This window comes from Treponema bryantii (genome assembly GCF_036492245.1).
GTDB lineage: Bacteria > Spirochaetota > Spirochaetia > Treponematales > Treponemataceae > Treponema_D > Treponema_D bryantii_C.
The window spans coordinates 3,238,377-3,257,983 of record NZ_AP025286.1 but is presented as its reverse complement, the minus strand read 5'-3'; the positions used below and the strand labels follow the sequence as shown (position 1 = coordinate 3,257,983).

The following is a 19,607-nucleotide window of genomic DNA, read 5'->3' as shown; positions in this document are numbered from 1 at the left end:
GGTGTCCGTATAACAACTGGTTGTACCGCAGCGGGCTTGATCCGCTGTCGGCTACGAACCTTTGTTATAGCATATTCTAACAATAAAACAGATTTAGTTTCTAGTGTTCAGTTTTACGATTACTATTTTTTCCTGCCAGCCTGCGATCCTGGATACAACCGCTACCTTGCTTCGCTATAAAAATTTTAAAACCAGGCAGGCCAGTGAGCCTGTCGCTATAACAACTGGTTGTACCGCAGCGGGCTCGACCCGCTGTCGGCTACGAACCTTTGTTAGGTTTTGTTACCATAATATCGAGATAATTTTGAAATTATTATTTCTTCAAAATTTCTTCGGCCATCGATTATTGTGTGAACTATTATTGTATTACCTGAGATTTCATAAACGATTCTATAATATTCTTGAATCAATTCTCTATATTTTGTTATTCCCTGTCGTTCCAATTCGGGAACGATTCTTCCGCTTTTAGGATGGTTCTGGAGAGACTCTACATTTTCTTCAAATTCTGAAATTATTCTTTCAACGTAATTTGGACTTCGAGAATAATGATAAGCAGCAATTTCATCCAAATCTGCTTCGGCAAATTCTGAAATTATAATTTCTTCAATTTTTTCATCTTCCAAGATTGTACTTCCTTCTTAAATTTGAAAAAACTTCTTTTGCAGGTTTTGTTCTTCCAGCTTGTACATCCATTTCAGAGAATTGAATGATTTTTAACAAATTGAATGCATCTTTCATTTCCTGATAAGATTCAACATCAATTAATACTGCCCGTGATTCACCATTTTGTGTAATGATTAACGGTTCTTTTTTGTCATTTACAAAATTCATCATGTCAGCGGCATTTGTTTTTATATAAGAAATCGGTTTAATGCATTCCTGAACATTTGTAATCATAAAAACCTCCAGTCTTTATATGTTACCATATTAAGACTGATTTAACAAGAAAAAAGTAACTTTCGTACAGATAAACCTAACAGACTATATCTTTATACAATTCAAATCGGAGACTAACTGAATAGACGAATTCCCCATTATCTATCATCTGCTGAATTTCTGCCGGGCTGCACCATTTGGCATCTACTGTTTCTTCTGCCTGGAGGCGGATATCTTTAAGGTCAATATCTTTACATACTAGAAATAAATCCAGAAAATAGTTTTTCTTTTGATAAGTTGCAAAAAGTTCTAATTCTGATTCATCAATTTTAATGCCGGTTTCTTCTTCCAGTTCTCTAACTGCAGATTGTTTTGTTGTTTCGCCGGCAAGTGTCCCGCCACCGGAAAATTCCCAAAGATTACCGCTTTTTTTATCGGGGTGTCTTTTTGTTATTAAAAATTTGCCCTCGGAATTCTTTACCCAGATTTCTGTACAAACATAAAACTCTCCCTCGGCAAAAGGCTGCCCTCGTTCATGAGTTTTATGTAAAGGATTTCGCTTACTATCATATAAATCCCAAAGTTCCACTTTTTTTCTCCATCTACTTTTTCTAAAAAAACATAAGTGGCGCAGTGCGCCATCAACCTAACAACTGGTTGTACCGCAGCGGGCTCGACCCGCTGTCGGCTACGAACCTTTGTTATATGCTTATATTATAAATTATATTTTATTATTTTATATTTTCCATCAATTTCTTTTATTGCAAAACTTACATATTTAGTTGGATCTGAATATTTTAATTCAACAAAAATAATATCTTCATCATAATTATCAATATTGTCATTAAAGAATGTATTTATGTAAATATCAAATGGATCAACATGATCATATAGATATCCATAATTTATATAAAACATATTATTATATCTATCCCATTCAAAGTGTGAAATATAATTTTTATCTACTGAGCTAAAATAGTTATTTAATATTTTATTAAATTTATTTTGTTGAAGTAATGAATAAAATTGGAGTAAAAGTTCGCATACCTTATTTTCTTCTAACTTGCTTAAAGGCTCTCTATTCATTTTCTGTTTTTTTTCATCTATAACTTCTTTAATAAGGTTGAAATCGGTTAATCTTATATACTTTTCACTTCCATTGGTTTGAAAAGATTTGTATTCTGAAAAATTTTCTATTTGTTTGCTTGAAAAAGTGGTATATGTATAAAACTTTTTATTTTCAATATCATAATGTATACCATTTTTTGATCTTCTATATCCCCAAAATACGATATCATTTTCTATAAAGTTTATTGTGAATTCTGATAAATGAGAAGATATATATTCTTTTGTTAGAAAGATTTCCGGTAAATAACAACCGACATAATCATTATAAAATTGTTTTTCTTCTTTCGAAAATTTTGAAGTATCATAGGTATATGTTCTAATATTATCAAAATTGATTATTTCGGGAAATTCATAGTGAAAATCCTTAAATATGGATTCGATTAGTGTAGTCAATTCAAAATCTGAAATCATATTTTGTTCAGAATCTTCATGTTGATGATTTAATTCATAATTTGTTTTTTTTAACTCTCTTATAGAATTTGATAAATCACTAATCTGAGTATTCAAATCATTATTTTCTTTTTCCAATAACTCATTTTTATTTTTGATTTCATCTATTTCTTTTGAATTACATCCAATCAGAAACATACTAAAACAACAGAATATAAAAAAACTTTTTATTTTCATTTTATCCTTCTTCGAACCAGCCCAGTGGGCTGTGCATATAACAACTGGTTGTACCGCAGGCAGCTTGACTGCCTGTCGGCTACGAACCTTTGTTACACGATTTATTATATTTCTGAAAATTAGTTAATGCAAAGAAATATACATTTTTCGAAATAAAAGATTTATTAAAGGTGGCTCTTCCCAAATATAGTTCACATCGAGTTCTTTAATAAATTGATTTTCAAATTCTTTTACTAAATAATTATTTTCTTCACTTCTATTTAGCCGATTTATCTCTCCCATAGAGTTCGAAGTACATATAAATCTTTTTCCCATTCTATTTTCTACTTTTGAATTATAAATACCGTGTATTTCTATTCTTACTACTTCTGTCTCTGGAATACTTATGTGATAAATTTTATCATTAATTAAAATTTTAATTTCTTCACTTGGAATCCAATTTATAGGTGTATAATGATTAAAGGCTAAAGAGTATTCATTTTCTTCATTTTTATCCCAAACCCAGATATCTTTATTTGAATAATAATAACTTCTTACTTTTCTAATTAATTCTTTGCTTGTAATTCCATAAACCAAAAAACATTCATTTTCATGACACCAAGGTTCAAAATAACTTGTATTAAAAAAACACAATAAACAGATTATTCCAAGTAAAAAACAAGAAAAAATTAATAAAACTTTACTTCTAAATTTCATTGTTTTCTTTCCTGCGCCCCAATGCGGGCGTCCGTGTAACAACTGGTTGTACCGCAGCGGGCTTGATCCGCTGTCGGCTACGAACATTTGTTATGTGATTATTTTATCGTAATTAATTGTTCTCTATTTTTATCCAAATAAGAATTTATAATTTCTGTAAAGTCTTCAGGATATTCATAAAATCTATCATCTAATTTACTTAGTTCATCATCAATTTCATCTAAAGGTAATTCTTCTTTTGAACATAATTCATAATAATTCGAAATATCAATTCTTTTTTTTATTAATGATATTGATTTATCAATAAGTTTTTTATTTTTTTTAAGACCAAAAAATTTTAAACCTTTTTGTAATTCAAATACGATATAACCTATATTATCGTAAAATTGCGCAAATCCTCCATTATTGATTTCACCTTCATATAAACCAATTAACATTGTATATCTTAGTATTTCTGGTAATTCAAGAAATTTTTGTCGCATTTCTTCATTTTCAGAATTTCCTATTACATAATAGCCATAACAGCAAACTACTTCATAAAGGAAAGCTTGTGGTATTTCTTTTGCCAAGGTAGCCGATATTCCATTATATTTTTTCCAATATTCTTCATTACCGAACAATGTTTTTTTATTTAAGGATTCATATTCCTTCCAATTTCCTAAATCATTACCCCAAAACATAGTATTAACTCCTAGAAAAAATATAATTATAAGAATTTTTCTTTTCATCATTCTCCAAATGCGCCCCAGTGCGGGCGTCCACATAACAACTGGTTGTACCGCAGGCTGCTTGACAGCCTGTCGGCTACGAACCTTTGTTATGACAAATTATATTTCTTATACAGAATCAGATTTCTTAAATCATTTTTTCTTTATGAAGATTCTGTACAACCATTAGAAGCGTATGCCTCTATTATTATACTTTTCCTAAGCGGCGTAAAGCCGCGTACTATCGCTTCTTCGTCCAAGCCCTAAAGTTTAATTTTATTTTTTAATCGAGCTTGACTCGATTAAAAAATATACCATGTTAATTAATTTCAAAGTAATCGGTTCTTTGTTCAACCCACCTTAATTTTATTTTAGCCATATTTACTGATTTTATATTATAGGTATATTCTTTAACTATAATTTCCCCGTCATTTTTTAAGTAATAATCATAGATTATAAAATCAATATCAGACAATCCATCTTCATATGAATTTATTATATCTCTACCAACCGCAATAATTCTGTTGTCTCTTACCCAGCAAAATGAATCTATTCCTTTTGAACTCCCGAAAAAATCTATGAAAAGTAAATTTTCATTTTTATCAAATATTCCGAAAGCTGAGTCAGGTTCTCCATAAATTGAATATTTGCCACTTTTATTCTTTTCAAGAGAAGCATAGATATCAAAATATGCAAATTCGTTTCCAAAGTAATTCCATTTTTTTAATACTGGATATAAACGGTTTTTATATGATATTGGTGAATCCTGATTAAGAATGGAATGTTCTTCTGAAAACTTAAAGTTTTCGATTTTTGCATTTTTATCAATTGATTGAATTTCTGATATCCACCATTTTAATTCCGGTGGAAACGGAAATTCCTGAGCGAAAAGATTAATATTCAAAAACCCAATTAATAATATTATAAAAAGTTTTTTCATATATTTTTTCTAAAAAGGGCAGGCCAGTGCGCCTGTCGTCATAACTACGCGCTTAAACGGTGGCGGGCTTGACCCGACATCCGATTTGAAGTGCATGTTATACGTTTATTTAATATATATGAAGTTATTCTTCATCATAAATTCCAATATATTTGACAATCTTATACTTTCCTTCAATTTCTTTTATGGCAAAACTCACATAATTAATTGGATGCGAATACATTAGTTCAACTAAAATAGTATCTTTTTCATATTTGTCGATATCATCATTGAAAAAAGTATTTATGTAAATTTCAAAGGGGGCATTTTGATATTTCAAATCACTATAATCAATTAAAAAAGATTCCAAATATTTTTCTCTATTAATATCTGTAATGAAATATGTATCTAATAAAGTATTAAAACTTTTTTGTCCAAGAAAGGAGTAAAAACCAATTAGAATTTCGCGAATTTTATTTTCTTCAATTTTATCCAAAGGTTTTCTATTTAATTTCTGTTTTTTTTCTTTTAAACAATTTTCTACAATATCATAATCCGTAAGTTTTACATATTTATTTTGATCAAAATAAGAAGAGTTATATTCTGAAATATTGTCTATTGGCATAGTTGAATAAGTTTCATAATCATAAAACTTTTTTTCTTCTTCTGAAAATTTAGAAACATCATAAGTATATTTTTTTACATTGTCTAAATTTATTATTTCAGGAAATTCATAATGAAAATCCTTAAAAATTGATTCTATAATTGTATTTATTTTAAAATCATATACAAATTCTGGTGAACCAAATTGATTTTTTTCATCCTTTTTTTCCTTAAGTTTACGATTTTCTGTTTCCAGTTTTTGTATAGAATTAGATAATTTTTTATTTTCTTTTTCTATTGATTCATTTTTTTTCATTAATTCATCAATTTCTTTTGAATTACATCCTATAAAAACAATACTTAAACAAAAGATTGTTAAAACATTTTTTAATTTCATTTTTCCTTCCTTTTTATCCAGCCCAGTGGGCTGTGCGTATAACAACTGGTTGTACCGCAGCGGGCTCGACCCGCTGTCGGCTACGAACCTATGTTACACGAATTTATTTCTTAAACAATACTTTCTTATTTATTTTTCATAAAAAAAATATTGTTTATTTATAGAAGCAACGCTTCTAATTTTTTATGAACAATCCTAAGCGACGAAAGTCGCGTACTACTGCTATCTTATGTCGCCCTAAAGTAAAATAAATAATAGAAAGCAAGCTCGACTTGCTTTCTATTATTTTCCAATTTATTTAATCGCTTCTTCGCCCAAGCCCAAAAGTTCAATTTTATATTTTAATCGAGCTTGACTCGATTAAAATATATTCTTTTTATTCTTTTCGATAAAGCAAATAAATTCTATTTAGTTCTTCTTCACATCGTTTTCTATTATTTTCATTTCTAAAATCATAGTAAGTTGGATTATGGAGTAATAAACACAGACTAATAAATTCCTTGTCTGTTAATTCTGTATATTGTTTTGAAAAATAAAAAATTGAAGCATCTGAAAGACCATACATATTGTTTCCAAAATAGTATTTAGAAAATATATAATTATAACAGGGTACATAATCAATTTTTTTCATGATGAACCTTTTAGTAGCAAGTTCTATTATACGTCTTTCATTACTTGTGCTTTTCCGAAAATTATCATTGTCATGCTCTCCGATATAACTAAAAGCTGTTGCAAGAGCAACATAATTTCTTTTTGAAAATGCATCATTTATTAAAAAGATATAATTATGAAATTCTGGATTACTATTTCCATTTAAAACAATACTTGCAATTTTTATCTGTTCTTCTGATAAAGAAATTGTTGACGATCTTAATAATTCATTTTTATCTACTTTGACTTCTTTTGATTTTACATAAATATTTAAGCTAACATAAAGTATAAGAATTAAAGAAAAAAGAATTATGAATACATATTTTAATATCTTTAATATAACTTTCATTTTTCTTTTTTCTCCAAGCGCCCCAGTGCGGGCGTCCGTGTAACAACTGGTTGTATCGCAGCGGGCTCGACCCGCTGTCGGCTACGAACCTTTGTTATGGCAATTATATTTCTTATACAGAATTAGATTCCATAAATACTTTTTTTTCTTTATGAAAAATTCTGTACAACCATTTGAAGCGTATGCTTCTATTATTATACTTTTCTTAAGCCGCGTACTACCGCTTCCTCGCGTAAACCCTAAAGTTCAATTTCATTTAAGAAAGCAAGCTCGACTTGCTTTCTTAAATATTCCCTTTTTATTTTTCTTCTAATGCATTCTTCAGAAAATCTTTATCATTTGTCGTTTCATGGAGTTTTATTGTTTCTCCGTATAGTCGTGCAAAGTTTTTTCCTGTTTCATCAAACTCATTACAGTCTAAATATAATTCAATTTCTTTTGAACCAAATTTTATCCAGCCAAATGCTTTATTATTCCAGGCATCTGTAAATGAAAAAACATACTTTTTATTATTTGTCAGCTTTAGGGTTATATCTGTACAAATGGATTGAGAAAATGGCGTAATTGTATGAAATAATTCTGCTTGTATTTCATCAGTCGTAGTATTCTCATTTTTTGAAGAAGTTTTTATTTTAATTTCATATATAGAATTTCCTCCGACTGTGTCGGAAAGAAACCACTCTTCTTTATAAGAATATTTTTTTATATATTCTTGTGAAGTAACGATTTGATTTCTATTAGAAACGGAAATCTTTCTTATTACTAATAAACAAGGAAAGCAAATAATAGGAATACCAACATAAAAAGCTAATGTAATAATAATCACCTTTCTTATGTTTCTTCTTTTTAAGTTTTTTAATGCGGTATTACATTCTTCTTCGGTTTTACATTCATTTAATATCTTTTTTTGGATTTCAGAATTTTTTTTAAGTTCTCTGGAAATTAATTTATATACTACAAGAAAAATGATGAGAATAAAAAGAACTGCAAAAATATAAAATATTATTTTCATTACTTTTTAATTTCCTAAAAAAGCAGGCCAGTGGCCTGTCGCCATAACAACTGGTTGTACCGCAGCGGGCTTTACCCGCTGTCGGCTACGAACCTTTGTTATGGCAATTATATTTCTTATACAGAATTGGATTTCAAAAATACTTTTTTCGTTATGAAAATTCTGTATAACCATTTGAAGCGTATGCTTCTATTATTATACTTTTCCTAAGCGGCGTAAAGCCGCGTACTATCACTTCTTCGTCCAAACCCTAAAGTTTTATTCTTATTTAAGAAAGCAAGCTTGACTTGCTTTCTTAAATATTCTTTTGTCAATTTATTCTTTTATTTCTACTATTCTCAAATTATTTTTGTTTGAATCAAACTTCTGAATTAATTTTTCGCCAAGAACAAATACTTCTTTCAACCAAGGATGCCCGAATAATCCAATTTCAAAATTTTTATCGAAGAAGAAATAATAATCTCCATTAGGATAATATGTTGGAAAATATACATTACATCCCCTTATTTCATCAAAGTATTCAAAATTTATTGTATCATATTCTTTTGGTGAAAAAGTAAATCCATCATGTTGCCAGTCTAATGCAAATAACTTATCTTCTGTGAGTTCTTCGAAAAAAGAATTTATAAGTTTTTCATTATTCTTTGACCAGATTTCTTTTACTGAATACTTTTTATTCGGAATTGGAAGCGTTATCCAATTATACCTTTTTTGAGTACAACAAGGGCCGAAACAATATTTATTCTCAATTATGTCCCATAATCCCTGTAAATCTTTATCTCCAATAATTTTCATTTCTTCCTAAAAAAGCAGGCCAGTGGCCTGTCGCCATAACAACTGGTTGTACCGCAGCGGGCTCGACCCGCTGTCGGCTACGAACCTTTGTTATGCTATTTATTCATAATCTCGTATATGTTGATTTTTTCTTACTTCAAAATATCCGGCAAAATCTTTACTTGTGGCTTCTTTAAACTCTTCATTTTTTTCCAATTCTTCCATTTCATAAACCTGATATTCTTCATCGCGAATATTTGAAATTTCAGTTTTATAATATTTGGTATCTACTTTTTTTGAAAATGAATATTTTTTAGAAAGATGTACAGCAAAGAAATATTGATTTCCATCAATCATGTAGATATAAAAAACAGGTCTATCACTTGGAACATATTGTGGATCAAATAATTGATCGATTTAACGACCTAAGCCTTTTTCCAATTCAGAAAAGAATTCTTTAGGTGTTTTTTGTATATGAGGATATGGATTTGTATCATCGCAATAATACTTTTGTGTATTGTTGTATACAAAAGCATAAACTTGTTGTTTTTCTCCTTCAAATGGATATTTTCCAACTTTTGATTTATATTCTTCGATTAAGTTTCCATAATAAATAAGATGCTGAAGCCTTACTACATCACAGTCGTCCTGATACGCTTGTTCTGGGATTGTTATGCACAAATAAAAGGATACAAAACAAGCAAATATACTTGCAATGGATATTAAGAAATACTTCTTTGCTGTCTTCTTTTTTATAATTCTTACAATTGCGACTATAAAAAATACAAAAAATAAAATTACGAAAATTGCAGCAAGTGCAAGCAAAATTCTTCCAATTAACATTTTTTCTCCCTTTTCTTACTAAGCACCCCAGTGCGGGTGTCAGCATAACAACTGGTTGTACCGCAGGCAGCTTGACTGCCTGTCGGCTACGAACCTTTGTTATGCTCTTTTATTTCTTAGAATCATTATATCAGAATTATTTCCTTAAAAATCCCAAGAATCCAGTTTTTTCTAATTTATAGAAAGGTTTATTATCTGCCGCATTTTTACCAAACTCCTCTGAATATGGAACTACATAAAGGAACATTTCTTTAGGAATATATGGCTGAGCAACCTTAAAAAGTTGATCAAAAATTGTATTTCTATCACCCTTAAAATCAACAATTAAAAGGAAACTTTGTTTTCCTTCCATAACCATCAGCTTAAGATAAATTGTTTTGATATTCTTGTTTGTTTTTGCATAATTCTTAATTGCTTCAACTAATGTTATCGGATAATCTTTTGGCTCACCAAGCATTACTCTCGTGTCACTTTTAATTTCAATTTGAGCTCTGTGGCTGTTATTTCTTTCGTCAAGAACTTTTTTCATATTTTCTAAAAGAGAGTTATTCAAAAGTAGGTTATGGCTGAAAGGGTTTAATACTGCTCCAGTATTTCTCTTTGAAAATGTATAAACATCCTCAAATGTCAAAATCATTGTTTCTATTTCACCAGTACTGTGATTAGGATTTTCTCTAAGGTTTTTCCAATCAGTATAAATCGGGAAATAAGTTTCTCCATCATTGGTCGAAAGAGATTCAAACTGAATGACTGTATCTTTTTGTATTGTTGAAGTTCCGTCTCCATGGTTAAGAACATTACTTTTATCAAACTGTGTTACTGCAAGAAACACTCCTTCTTCAGCTATATACTGAAGAATATTATTCATAAGAGAATCCCAATCTTCGTTCTGTGGAGATATATGATTTCTTTGGTCTAAGAGTTCAACCAGTTTTGGATTTTCTACAGGTTTGTTTACATCAATATTTTTGTGTTCCATTTTTTTTCTCCTAAGCACCCCAGTGTGGGTGTCAGCATAACAACTGGTTGTACCGCAGGCAGCTTGACTGCCTGTCGGCTACGAACCTTTGTTATGCTTTATTTTTGTTTCTTAATTTTTTCTCTTTTCTTCTATACATATAATTATTTTTACAAGCTTGACTTAAAAAATATATTCCTTTTTATTTATTTTAGATTGAATTGAATTTCTTTATCCACTTACTAAATGAATTTGCCACCTCGTTTATTTCACAAAGATCATGATCGAATATGTAAATCTTTGCATCCTTTTTTTCTTTTAATTCATCGTATTTGAAGCAAAACATATTTCCCATGCAATCTAATGCGAATCCAATATAACCATTTGGCATTCCACCATTTATATATTCATCTGTTTCTTCTCTTATTTTTAACGGATCAATAAAATCTTGGACATCATAAATAGCTATATCATTATCAGATATGTAATCCAATAAATTAGGACAATATATTGGATTTGCTTCTTTTATTAATGACAAATATTTACTTGGAAATGTAACTCCATAGGCCTTTTCAAGACTAGCAATTTTTTGTTCTATTTCAGGATCGTTTTTTGGCTCTACAGCCCATTTATTTACAAATTTTACAATTTCTTTATTGTTCCCAAACATAATTTCCCCCTTAAATGAGAAACAGTTTTCTAAAATGTATTTTTCACATTTGTATATAAATCAGTATCATTCCCAATTTCTATTAGATGGACGAATAAATATATCATAATTTATATATAACCAAAAAGATTTTCCAATCTATGTAGTCGCATACTGTTTACCTAAACTTACCAGCCCAATAGGCTGTGAGCATAACTACGCACTTAAACCGCAAACCAGCTTGACTGGTTTGTCGGATTTGAAGCGCATGTTATGTGTTTTCTTTTCTTAAAATCTTTTCTTTAATTTTTGAGTAATTAATAAAATCTGAATTAGTAGTAGCTATTGAAGTATAAATATTGGGATCTTTAATTTCTTCCAATACTTTCCATCCTTTATGCCATAAGGAATTCTTATGAATGAATATTTTTTCTTGAATTTCAGGAAATTGATAAGCTGTAATATCAATTACTAGGATTTTGTTTAATTCTAACCAAGCATGACTATATTCTTGATATGAATTTTCTGTAAAAAATTCTTTTCCGCCTATTATCATCTTTATTTTTTCAAATCCATTCTCATTTAGAAAAGTTGCTAGTAATATACAAGTTGTTCCACAACTTCCTGCTGGAAAGTTGTGGAACTCTATAGATAATTCATTCTTTATTTCAACAATGGCATTGTGAAATAATTCTACACATTGAAATAACTTACAAAAATCCATTTTATTATTCAATACGTGGTGTTAACCCGGTCGGCTCTTGAAGAATTGGTAAGTAGTTGATTTCATATGGTAGGGTTAAATCGTCATTCTTATCTTTTAATACAGATTTTATCAAATTGGTATCTGTGGTTCCCCAATAATTATTTGAATAGTCATAATTACCAGAATATAACGATGTAAGTTTATTACATCCAAATTCAATTTTTTTATAGTCAAAAGAATTATATATAAATGTAAAATTATTGTAATAATTCATAACTTTAACATCTCCCAAAAAATTATTATGTTGTACTAAGAAATTCTCTTGTAAAAAACCAGATCCTTGATACATCATAATAAATGCATAATTTTTGAATATATTTTGTTCAATAAGAATCTTTTGTGTTCCATCTAAAGTTCGATCATAGCCATTTACGTTCTGATAATGAAATGAATTTAATTTACATTTCCGAATAATTACATTGTCAGTATATGTAATACCTGCAGGTGCTTGTTCGATATGTAACTTATTTCCTTCTAAACCATAAAGCTGTATACCATTACAATAACCTTCTTGTGGTCGTATATAAAGTGTATCAATTTTAATATTTGTAGCTACTTCATTAATGAAAATTCGTCCCCAAGTTTGAATTGTAAATGTTCCTTCTAAGTATGTATTTGAATTAATTGTCAGTATACAATTTGTATTTAATTGTACTTTTTCAGTGTTCAATACTATTCTTTCATAAGGTCCCCATGTAACATTTTCTGTTTGAATCATATTATTTATAATTACATCTTCATAAACATAGATCTTTTTCTGATAAGAGATATTAACATCTGGGAGAGTTATTTGTAAGAATGTTTCTCCCTTTTTTAAGGGAGTTACTTTTCCGGAATCATCAATAGATACTATACCATTATTGCTGGATGTGTAAGAAATTGCTAGATTTGGATTTTTTCTAGGATAGAAATTTACACTTAAGTTATATTCATTTCCAAGATATAAAATATCGTCAATTTCAAAATCGATGCTTGTTATATCCTCATACTTGATTTTAAAAGTACCAATTAATAATTCGCTATTTTCAAAACCATCTTTCATTTCAATTGCAGTAATTGTAGTAGAAGAATCATCTTTACTGAGAGAAATAGGAGAATTATATATATAAGAATTTTTTGTTGGATTACTACCATCCAATGTGTAATAGATTGTTCCTCCATTAACTGATTTGATTGAGACTTCAATGGCTTCAGTATATAAACCAGGATTTTTATCGAAAGACAAGTTCTTCAGTTTAATTGGTTTATTTAGGTCATTATTCAGATTTGAACAAGAAAAAAAGAATAGACAAAGAATAAATGATAAAAATAATAAGAAATTTCTTTTCATAGACATCTCCAATGCGCCCCAGTGCGGGCGTCCACATAACAACTGGTTGTACCGCAGCGGGCTTGATCCGCTGTCGGCTACGAACCTTTGTTATAGCATATTCTAACAATAAAACAGATTTAGTTTCTAGTGTTCAGTTTTACGATTACTATTTTTTCCTGCCAGCCTGCGATCCTGGATACAACCGCTACCTTGCTTCGCTATAAAAATTTTAAAACCAGGCAGGCCAGTGAGCCTGTCGCTATAACAACTGGTTGTACCGCAGGCAGCTTGACTGCCTGTCGGCTACGAACCTTTGTTATGACATAAATATTTCTTCTTTAAAAATAACCTAGTATTTATTTTATTATACTATCATCAAATCGAATGTCACTTAATACTGTCATTCTTTAAATATTTTTTAAGAAAACAATTCTAATGTGTCATTAATTTCTTTGTAAATGTTTATACCATAATTAATTTCTTTTTTCAAAATCGGCTTCTCCCAATCAAAATCTTTTATAATGTGTAAAATAAATTTACCATTAGTGTTTCCTTCAGGATACCATCCCAAATCTAGAAGATAGTTATCTAAAAAAGAAATTTGAAGTAAATCCTCTTTTAAGAAATTTTTTTGATCTATGATAGGCTTTGATAAATCTAGATTAAAATCATTATAAACGATAATTCCTTTTGATGGGTTAAAATCTTTCATTCTTTTATCTCAATATTTTTTTGAAGCGGCGTAAAGCCGCGTACTACCGCTACTTCGTCCTCGCCCTAAAATTCAATTTCATTTTAGAAAGCAAGCTCGACTTGCTTTCTAAAATATTCTTTTTTCTAAACAGCCCCTTCGCGTAATCCCTAAAGTTCTATTTCATAATTTCATCGAGCTTGACTCGATGAAATTAGATTTTTTATTTTATGTATTATGCTAAAAATTGAATAAAGAAATATAATTATTGAAATTGGAAGAAGAAAAAATCCAAAACCTGCTTCTCCAGGAGCTCTGTTCATTGCAATTATTATTTGAATAAAATATAAAATCGAAGAAACTAGTAATAATGTATCAAAAAATATTGAACTAATTTTTAGGAATTTATTTTTCTTTATAAAAGACAATATATCAAATAATAAATATAAGAAAGCAAATGTGATTGTAAAAATTGATATAAAAAGATTTAAGTTAATTCTATTCCATCCGTGTTTTAAGAAAAACTCTTCTCGATATTTTATAGAAAGCTGAATTATTACATGTTCAAAAATGAAATTCATTAAATACAAAGTTATAATCAGAAAAACATATTTAAGAACGATTTTAAAAAATTTTTTTGTTGAAAAAGATGAGTTGGTTTTATGTACAATATTTTCTTCCATACTTTTTCTCCAAAAAAGGGCAGGCCAGTGTGCCTGTCGTCATAACAACCGGTTGTACCGCAGCGGGCTTGACCCGCTGTCGGCTACGAACCTTTGTTATGCTATTATTTATTCTTTTTCCAAAATGCCTTTTTCAATTGCACTTTGCATTAATTGTTCTTCATATTCAGGATTTCTAGGATTATCTATTTCCGATAAATATCCACCGAAAACCCAAAATCTCTGTAGCCATGCCCCCTCTTCTTTATGGTCATCAAGTATGATTCTATACCAGGGTGCTGTGATACCGTCTATTGTTTGTTGATTTACTGTTACTGCTTCATATTCTACTGTCATACCTTTCAATAATAATGGATAATCGGTAAATGAATTTACTTTATATCCTTTATAAGTATATCGACCGGTTAGAAAAGATTCTGCTGTACCGAAATATGTCTTGTAATTGAATCCTCCTGTAGCGGCTTGTAAATCTGGTTTTTCACGTAATCTTAAATTTTCTTTTGCTAAAACAAATTCTTTACCACTGTGTTTGATAACCTTTACTCCATCTATTGAGCATTCCTTGCCAATTTCTGTTTGATTTTTAAAATTTCTTAAACAAACATTTTCATTTTTGAATAATTCTTTGCACCAAAAATCATCTGAATTATCTTCGTAAAAAAGAATGGTTTTATTCCCTTTTGGAAATAAAAGTTTATTCATTTTGTCATCATAAAATGGTTTGCCGTTTTCACTAATTAATGTAAGTTGATTATTTTCTAAAGTATATTTAAGTTTTTTTCCACTATATCCTCCATAAGGATAATGGAAAGTAAATTCTGATTCATTTAAGAATTCAATAAAATAAAAAGTTTCATTTATTTGAAATTGATTATCTTTTCCAATTAATTCTTTTTTTGATATTTCTGTACAGAATAAATTTATACAGAAAAAAAATATTGATACAACAATAAATACTTTTTTCATTTTTCTCTCCTAGCACCCCAGTGCGGGTGTCAGCATAACAACTGGTTGTACCGCAGCGGGCTCGACCCGCTGTCGGCTACGAACCTTTGTTATGGCAAAAATATTTCTTATACAGAATTAGATTCCATAAATACTTTTTTTTATTTATGAATTTTTCTGTACAATCATTTGAAGCGTACGCTTCTATTCTTTTTTTAGCGGCGTAAAGCCGCGTACTATCGCTACTTTGCGTAAACCCTAAAGTTCTATTTCAAAATTTCATCGAGCTTGACTCGATGAAATTTTATTCCATAATTACTTTTTATTTTCAATCATATATTTTTCTTTTATAAACTTTTCTATTTTTTCTTCTTGTTCTTTTGTCTCAAAAAAATGTCTAGGGATTACAATAGCTTTACGATTTGAAATGTATATTGCTATTACTTTTTTTGAAAAAAAGAATCTTCTGAAATCTTCTATTTTATAATTATAAGAGCCACGGTCTGTTGACCAATAAATTCCTTCTTCTGAAAATGTATAAGACATTTCTTTTTGCATTACAGAATCAGTTTTATATGAGCGTTTTGTAAATACTTTATAAATTATAAAATAAATAAATATAAGAATTAAAAGAGGTAAGACTTCAATGATTGCTGTTAGTAAATCCTGTGCTTTCAGAACTTTTGATACAAAATTATAAATTATAAATGCAAAACATAAAATTAAAATGATTAATCTATGTTTTTTATAAAATAACGAAGCTAACAAGAAATCTTTATAATCCGTAAAAGAAAGTTTTCCTTTGATTGTATATTCCATTTTTTTACCTCTTTTCAGGGCACGCCAGTGGCGTGTCGCCATAACAACTGGTTGTACCGCAGCGGGCTTGACCCGCTGTCGGCTACGAACCTTTGTTATGTGATTATTTTATTCAATCATCAGTTTGATATTGTCAACAACAGTATTGATTTCTTCTTCTGTTGCTTTTTCTATAAAGTCACAGTTTCTTTGAGTCCAATCGAGATTTTTTACCTGGTCACTTAAAATACAACCGTTGATAGAGTGATTGTTCAGGACAATTTCAAAAGGATAACCTTTTATATGACTTGTGATGGGGCAGAACAAAGCAAGTCCAGTTTTTTTATTATATATTTTCTGAGAAACACAAATTGCAGGTCTCCGTCCTTTTTGTTCGTGTCCAGCTTGTGGATCGAAGTCTAGCCAAACCAAGTCGCCTTTTTCTGGAACATAATTTGATTTTACCATTCTTCTTTACCTACCGCCTGTCCTGTTGAAATTTCCGAATGAGTATTATCGGAGTTTACCATAGACATCATATCATCAAGAGATTTTTTCTGAGGAAGAATAATCATTTTTCCTTTTTCTGCAATTATTTCAATCTTGCTGCCACTTTTTACATTGTTATCCTTTGCCCAAAGAGATGGAATTCTAAAACCGAGGCTATTGCCCCATTTCTGAACTACTGCTTGCATAATGCACCTCCATACAGTTAGTATATACAATGTATATTCAACTTTGTCAAGAAAAATATTTTTTTGATTGAATCGCTTCTTCATCCAAAACCTAAAGTTAAATTCGTTATTTCAGCAAGCTTGACTTGTTGAAATAATACAAACTTAAAAATATTATCAAAAATATTCTATGATGAACCATACAAGTATAAAAGGATATGGAGCAAATATTATAGTAACAATAAAAGTATAAATACTATATTTCTTTTGTAAGATTTTTCTTATTGTTTTAATAATGAATGTAAATCCAATTAAAGATAATAATGATAATGTAAATAGAATTTCTATTATAACAACTCCCAATGCACCAACGGGATGGCTATCGTTTCTTGCAGAATCTATTATATTACAAAAGAATTTATTAATAAGGAATAAAAGAAGAATACAGATAAGAATTGAGGCTACAATAAGAAAGATATTTAATAATGCTTTGTTTACTTTCATTCTTTTTTCCAAAAGCGCCCCAGTGCGGGCGTCCACATAACAACTGGTTGTACCGCAGCGGGCTCGACCCGCTGTCGGCTACGAACCTTTGTTATACGTTTATTGTATTTCTTCATAAATTATAGCAATGATTTCTTGATTATCAACTATATTCTCATAATAATTATTTACTTCTTTTTCAGAAGATATTGTCTTAACATGTACAACTTCTCCATTATCGTAGTCATAATAACATTGGTAAACTTTATATGTTTTTTCTGGCATATGAATGTCTGAATGAAATGTTGAATAAATTAGTTCATTATTTTTATTGTATAAGTAAACATCTGTATAATCTAAAATTATATCATTTTTTAGATAAAATATTTTTCTATATTCTCTTTTAAGATTATCATCTGAATATAAAGTATAATTAAAAATACAATAATCTGAAGAACGAATTTCTTTTTTTAATATTTCTCGATTTTGTGAATCATATTCATAAAATTCTTCTTCACCTGTTGAAAATATTAAATGAATTAATCTATTTTTTGAATCATATTCATAGATAATATTTCCTGAGTTACTTTTCTTTAAAATTATATTTCCGAAATCATCATATGAATATCTGTTATATCTTCCGGTTTCTAATTCTTCTTCATTGATTATACGATTTTGATTATCATATAAATATCGTACTTCTCGATAAGAGTCAGTTCTTTTTATTTTAGAAATATCAAAATCAATCGTATCACAAAATAATTCTTCATCATTACAACTGTACCAATATTTTAGGAGAAGACCATTTTTATCATAAAAGAAAACTGTAGTAATTTTTTCGTCAATTGATATATATAAAGGTTTCCCGAATGAAGTATATTTTGTCTTTTGTTTAAGCTTTACTTTTTTTATTATTTCTTTTCCATCAATCACAAATTGCTTTTCAAATATTTTTTCATTGGCAGATAGTGAAAATGAGATTTTTATTAATATGAATAATAATATAATTTTTCTAAATTTCATTTCTTTTTCCAGCTCAGTGAGCTGTGCGTATAACAATTGCTTAAACCGCAAACCGGCTTGACCGGTTTGTCGGCTTTGAAGCTTTGTTATGGCAATTATATTTCTTATGCAGAATCAGATTTCTTAAATCATTTTTTTCTTCAAGAAGATTCTGTATAATCATTTGAAGCATATGCTTCTATTATTGTACTTTTTCTAAGCGGCGTAAAGCCGCGTTCTACCGCTTCTTCGCGTAAACCCTAAAGTTCAATTTCATTTCAGAAAGCAAGCTTGACTTGCTTTCTGAAATATTCCCTTTCCTCATGACTCTAAAGCAAATTTTTCAAGCCATACTTCCAATCATCATCAAATGTTAAAATAGTTGAAACGCATGGACTTATTTTCTTTGACGCTTTTTTCAACAGTTCCATTATTTTTTGTGCAACAGGCCAATTTGGATCTTGGCACCAACATAAAAGAGCATAGCATAAAGCCCTGTCATTTTCTATTTCATCAATGGAAATACCTTCGATGCTCCTCGTATCAAATTTATCATTGGGAATGTATTTTTGATATTTCTCTTTCTTTTTTAATGAAGATAGATACTCATTGGAAAAAGAATCCAGTGAAAAAGGTGCTGGTGATTCAATTGTAATGTAACCAAAATCACAACCAAGAAATTTGCTCATTTCTTCAAATAGAAAATTACATTCATTTTCATTCTCAGTAGACAAACCAAATATTGTATAACCATCTAATGTATAAAATATTTCAGATTTTAGATTATTTTTCGTGCTAGACCAATAAACTGCATAATTTATTTTTGTATTTAATTCACAGTAAGATAATAACTCTTCTGAGTTTTGTAATACCAGAGACGGATTTTCTGAATATTGAGGGATTTCATATTCTTTAGATAATTCTATATAATTAATTAGAAATTTTCTGTTAAAAGACTCTATTTCAGTTTTATTACGAGAATTCTTAATAATATAAATATCAAAAAATTCTTTCATACTTCCCCAAAAAGCAGGCCAGTGGCCTGTCGCCATAACAACTGGTTG

Annotated in this window: 25 protein-coding genes; all 25 read right to left on the bottom strand. The window is 29.3% G+C overall.

All coding sequences use genetic code 11. The annotated features are described in order from the left end of the window. Nucleotides 1–272: 272 nt before the first annotated feature. The 25 genes from AABJ44_RS14200 to AABJ44_RS14080 all read right to left on the bottom strand — a co-directional run bounded on the left by AABJ44_RS14200 (nt 273) and on the right by AABJ44_RS14080 (nt 19,595). On the bottom strand, nt 273–623 hold the full coding sequence (locus tag AABJ44_RS14200; RefSeq protein WP_338369689.1) for a type II toxin-antitoxin system RelE/ParE family toxin: 351 nt from the start codon (nt 621–623) through the stop codon (nt 273–275). Continuing rightward, nucleotides 613–897, bottom strand: coding sequence for a type II toxin-antitoxin system Phd/YefM family antitoxin (locus tag AABJ44_RS14195; protein ID WP_074643711.1), 285 nt, complete (start codon nt 895–897; stop codon nt 613–615). The genes AABJ44_RS14200 and AABJ44_RS14195 overlap by 11 nt, the downstream gene beginning before the upstream one ends. Before the next feature lie 76 nt (nt 898–973). Further along, the gene (locus tag AABJ44_RS14190; RefSeq protein WP_338369688.1) at nt 974–1,465 is read right to left on the bottom strand and encodes an NUDIX hydrolase; all 492 of its coding nucleotides are present in this window, start codon (nt 1,463–1,465) and stop codon (nt 974–976) included. 125 nt (nt 1,466–1,590) lie between these two features. Continuing rightward, complete coding sequence (locus AABJ44_RS14185) at nt 1,591–2,631, bottom strand: hypothetical protein (RefSeq protein WP_338369687.1); 1,041 nt, start codon at nt 2,629–2,631, stop codon at nt 1,591–1,593. A gap of 123 nt (nt 2,632–2,754) precedes the next feature. Further along, complete coding sequence (locus AABJ44_RS14180) at nt 2,755–3,327, bottom strand: hypothetical protein (RefSeq protein ID WP_338369686.1); 573 nt, start codon at nt 3,325–3,327, stop codon at nt 2,755–2,757. A 98-nt stretch (nt 3,328–3,425) separates the two neighbouring features. Next, complete coding sequence (locus AABJ44_RS14175; RefSeq protein WP_338369685.1) at nt 3,426–4,007, bottom strand: DMP19 family protein; 582 nt, start codon at nt 4,005–4,007, stop codon at nt 3,426–3,428. A gap of 346 nt (nt 4,008–4,353) precedes the next feature. Next, nucleotides 4,354–4,974 carry a hypothetical protein gene (locus AABJ44_RS14170; RefSeq protein WP_338369684.1) on the bottom strand — a complete coding sequence of 207 codons (621 nt, stop codon included), beginning with the start codon at nt 4,972–4,974 and terminating at the stop codon, nt 4,354–4,356. Between the two features lie 124 nt (nt 4,975–5,098). Further along, nucleotides 5,099–5,953: a hypothetical protein gene (locus AABJ44_RS14165; protein ID WP_338369683.1), complete on the bottom strand. Its 855-nt coding sequence runs from the start codon at nt 5,951–5,953 to the stop codon at nt 5,099–5,101. Nucleotides 5,954–6,329: 376 nt separating this feature from the next. Further along, nucleotides 6,330–6,953, bottom strand: coding sequence for a transglycosylase domain-containing protein (locus tag AABJ44_RS14160; RefSeq protein WP_338369665.1), 624 nt, complete (start codon nt 6,951–6,953; stop codon nt 6,330–6,332). Nucleotides 6,954–7,251: 298 nt separating this feature from the next. After that, nucleotides 7,252–7,965: a hypothetical protein gene (locus AABJ44_RS14155; RefSeq protein WP_338369682.1), complete on the bottom strand. Its 714-nt coding sequence runs from the start codon at nt 7,963–7,965 to the stop codon at nt 7,252–7,254. Nucleotides 7,966–8,280: 315 nt separating this feature from the next. Further along, a complete protein-coding gene (locus AABJ44_RS14150) occupies nt 8,281–8,760 on the bottom strand; it encodes a DUF2716 domain-containing protein (RefSeq protein WP_338369681.1) in 480 nt (159 codons plus the stop codon). A gap of 99 nt (nt 8,761–8,859) precedes the next feature. Beyond that, on the bottom strand, nt 8,860–9,096 hold the full coding sequence (locus AABJ44_RS14145; protein WP_338369680.1) for a hypothetical protein: 237 nt from the start codon (nt 9,094–9,096) through the stop codon (nt 8,860–8,862). A 60-nt stretch (nt 9,097–9,156) separates the two neighbouring features. Then, the gene (locus AABJ44_RS14140; RefSeq protein WP_338369679.1) at nt 9,157–9,582 is read right to left on the bottom strand and encodes a hypothetical protein; all 426 of its coding nucleotides are present in this window, start codon (nt 9,580–9,582) and stop codon (nt 9,157–9,159) included. Nucleotides 9,583–9,718: 136 nt separating this feature from the next. After that, complete coding sequence (locus AABJ44_RS14135) at nt 9,719–10,561, bottom strand: enhanced serine sensitivity protein SseB (protein ID WP_338369678.1); 843 nt, start codon at nt 10,559–10,561, stop codon at nt 9,719–9,721. 190 nt (nt 10,562–10,751) lie between these two features. Further along, on the bottom strand, nt 10,752–11,210 hold the full coding sequence (locus AABJ44_RS14130; protein ID WP_338369677.1) for an SMI1/KNR4 family protein: 459 nt from the start codon (nt 11,208–11,210) through the stop codon (nt 10,752–10,754). 250 nt (nt 11,211–11,460) lie between these two features. Then, entirely contained in the window at nt 11,461–11,913 is a 453-nt protein-coding gene (locus AABJ44_RS14125; protein WP_338369676.1) for a hypothetical protein, read from the bottom strand. 4 nt (nt 11,914–11,917) lie between these two features. Continuing rightward, on the bottom strand, nt 11,918–13,285 hold the full coding sequence (locus AABJ44_RS14120; RefSeq protein ID WP_338369675.1) for a chitobiase/beta-hexosaminidase C-terminal domain-containing protein: 1,368 nt from the start codon (nt 13,283–13,285) through the stop codon (nt 11,918–11,920). 400 nt (nt 13,286–13,685) lie between these two features. Beyond that, nucleotides 13,686–13,979, bottom strand: a complete 294-nt coding sequence (locus AABJ44_RS14115; RefSeq protein WP_338369674.1) for a hypothetical protein — start codon at nt 13,977–13,979, stop codon at nt 13,686–13,688. A gap of 170 nt (nt 13,980–14,149) precedes the next feature. Continuing rightward, entirely contained in the window at nt 14,150–14,641 is a 492-nt protein-coding gene (locus tag AABJ44_RS14110; protein ID WP_338369673.1) for a hypothetical protein, read from the bottom strand. A gap of 108 nt (nt 14,642–14,749) precedes the next feature. Beyond that, nucleotides 14,750–15,607, bottom strand: a complete 858-nt coding sequence (locus AABJ44_RS14105; protein WP_338369672.1) for a hypothetical protein — start codon at nt 15,605–15,607, stop codon at nt 14,750–14,752. Between the two features lie 294 nt (nt 15,608–15,901). Next, a complete protein-coding gene (locus AABJ44_RS14100) occupies nt 15,902–16,405 on the bottom strand; it encodes a YcxB family protein (protein ID WP_338369671.1) in 504 nt (167 codons plus the stop codon). A gap of 108 nt (nt 16,406–16,513) precedes the next feature. Further along, entirely contained in the window at nt 16,514–16,852 is a 339-nt protein-coding gene (gene mazF / locus AABJ44_RS14095; RefSeq protein WP_338369670.1) for an endoribonuclease MazF, read from the bottom strand. Beyond that, complete coding sequence (locus tag AABJ44_RS14090) at nt 16,846–17,079, bottom strand: AbrB/MazE/SpoVT family DNA-binding domain-containing protein (RefSeq protein ID WP_338369669.1); 234 nt, start codon at nt 17,077–17,079, stop codon at nt 16,846–16,848. Before AABJ44_RS14090 ends, mazF begins: the two co-directional genes overlap by 7 nt. Nucleotides 17,080–17,661: 582 nt before the next feature. Beyond that, on the bottom strand, nt 17,662–18,564 hold the full coding sequence (locus AABJ44_RS14085) for an RHS repeat domain-containing protein (RefSeq protein WP_338369668.1): 903 nt from the start codon (nt 18,562–18,564) through the stop codon (nt 17,662–17,664). A 308-nt stretch (nt 18,565–18,872) separates the two neighbouring features. Beyond that, nucleotides 18,873–19,595, bottom strand: a complete 723-nt coding sequence (locus tag AABJ44_RS14080) for a DUF5071 domain-containing protein (protein ID WP_338369667.1) — start codon at nt 19,593–19,595, stop codon at nt 18,873–18,875. Between the last annotated feature and the right edge of the window lie 12 nt (nt 19,596–19,607).

What these genes read in the sequence shown, in the direction of transcription:
- AABJ44_RS14195 (WP_074643711.1), bottom strand. Translation starts at nt 897, where the DNA reads ATGATTACAAATGTTCAGGAATGCATTAAACCGATTTCTTATATAAAA.
- AABJ44_RS14185 (WP_338369687.1), bottom strand. Translation starts at nt 2,631, where the DNA reads ATGAAAATAAAAAGTTTTTTTATATTCTGTTGTTTTAGTATGTTTCTG.
- AABJ44_RS14180 (WP_338369686.1), bottom strand. Translation starts at nt 3,327, where the DNA reads ATGAAATTTAGAAGTAAAGTTTTATTAATTTTTTCTTGTTTTTTACTT.
- AABJ44_RS14175 (WP_338369685.1), bottom strand. Translation starts at nt 4,007, where the DNA reads ATGTTTTGGGGTAATGATTTAGGAAATTGGAAGGAATATGAATCCTTA.
- AABJ44_RS14170 (WP_338369684.1), bottom strand. Translation starts at nt 4,974, where the DNA reads ATGAAAAAACTTTTTATAATATTATTAATTGGGTTTTTGAATATTAAT.
- AABJ44_RS14165 (WP_338369683.1), bottom strand. Translation starts at nt 5,953, where the DNA reads ATGAAATTAAAAAATGTTTTAACAATCTTTTGTTTAAGTATTGTTTTT.
- AABJ44_RS14160 (WP_338369665.1), bottom strand. Translation starts at nt 6,953, where the DNA reads ATGAAAGTTATATTAAAGATATTAAAATATGTATTCATAATTCTTTTT.
- AABJ44_RS14155 (WP_338369682.1), bottom strand. Translation starts at nt 7,965, where the DNA reads ATGAAAATAATATTTTATATTTTTGCAGTTCTTTTTATTCTCATCATT.
- AABJ44_RS14150 (WP_338369681.1), bottom strand. Translation starts at nt 8,760, where the DNA reads ATGAAAATTATTGGAGATAAAGATTTACAGGGATTATGGGACATAATT.
- AABJ44_RS14145 (WP_338369680.1), bottom strand. Translation starts at nt 9,096, where the DNA reads ATGATTGATGGAAATCAATATTTCTTTGCTGTACATCTTTCTAAAAAA.
- AABJ44_RS14140 (WP_338369679.1), bottom strand. Translation starts at nt 9,582, where the DNA reads ATGTTAATTGGAAGAATTTTGCTTGCACTTGCTGCAATTTTCGTAATT.
- AABJ44_RS14135 (WP_338369678.1), bottom strand. Translation starts at nt 10,561, where the DNA reads ATGGAACACAAAAATATTGATGTAAACAAACCTGTAGAAAATCCAAAA.
- AABJ44_RS14130 (WP_338369677.1), bottom strand. Translation starts at nt 11,210, where the DNA reads ATGTTTGGGAACAATAAAGAAATTGTAAAATTTGTAAATAAATGGGCT.
- AABJ44_RS14125 (WP_338369676.1), bottom strand. Translation starts at nt 11,913, where the DNA reads ATGGATTTTTGTAAGTTATTTCAATGTGTAGAATTATTTCACAATGCC.
- AABJ44_RS14120 (WP_338369675.1), bottom strand. Translation starts at nt 13,285, where the DNA reads ATGAAAAGAAATTTCTTATTATTTTTATCATTTATTCTTTGTCTATTC.
- AABJ44_RS14115 (WP_338369674.1), bottom strand. Translation starts at nt 13,979, where the DNA reads ATGAAAGATTTTAACCCATCAAAAGGAATTATCGTTTATAATGATTTT.
- AABJ44_RS14110 (WP_338369673.1), bottom strand. Translation starts at nt 14,641, where the DNA reads ATGGAAGAAAATATTGTACATAAAACCAACTCATCTTTTTCAACAAAA.
- AABJ44_RS14105 (WP_338369672.1), bottom strand. Translation starts at nt 15,607, where the DNA reads ATGAAAAAAGTATTTATTGTTGTATCAATATTTTTTTTCTGTATAAAT.
- AABJ44_RS14100 (WP_338369671.1), bottom strand. Translation starts at nt 16,405, where the DNA reads ATGGAATATACAATCAAAGGAAAACTTTCTTTTACGGATTATAAAGAT.
- mazF (WP_338369670.1), bottom strand. Translation starts at nt 16,852, where the DNA reads ATGGTAAAATCAAATTATGTTCCAGAAAAAGGCGACTTGGTTTGGCTA.
- AABJ44_RS14090 (WP_338369669.1), bottom strand. Translation starts at nt 17,079, where the DNA reads ATGCAAGCAGTAGTTCAGAAATGGGGCAATAGCCTCGGTTTTAGAATT.
- AABJ44_RS14085 (WP_338369668.1), bottom strand. Translation starts at nt 18,564, where the DNA reads ATGAAATTTAGAAAAATTATATTATTATTCATATTAATAAAAATCTCA.
- AABJ44_RS14080 (WP_338369667.1), bottom strand. Translation starts at nt 19,595, where the DNA reads ATGGCGACAGGCCACTGGCCTGCTTTTTGGGGAAGTATGAAAGAATTT.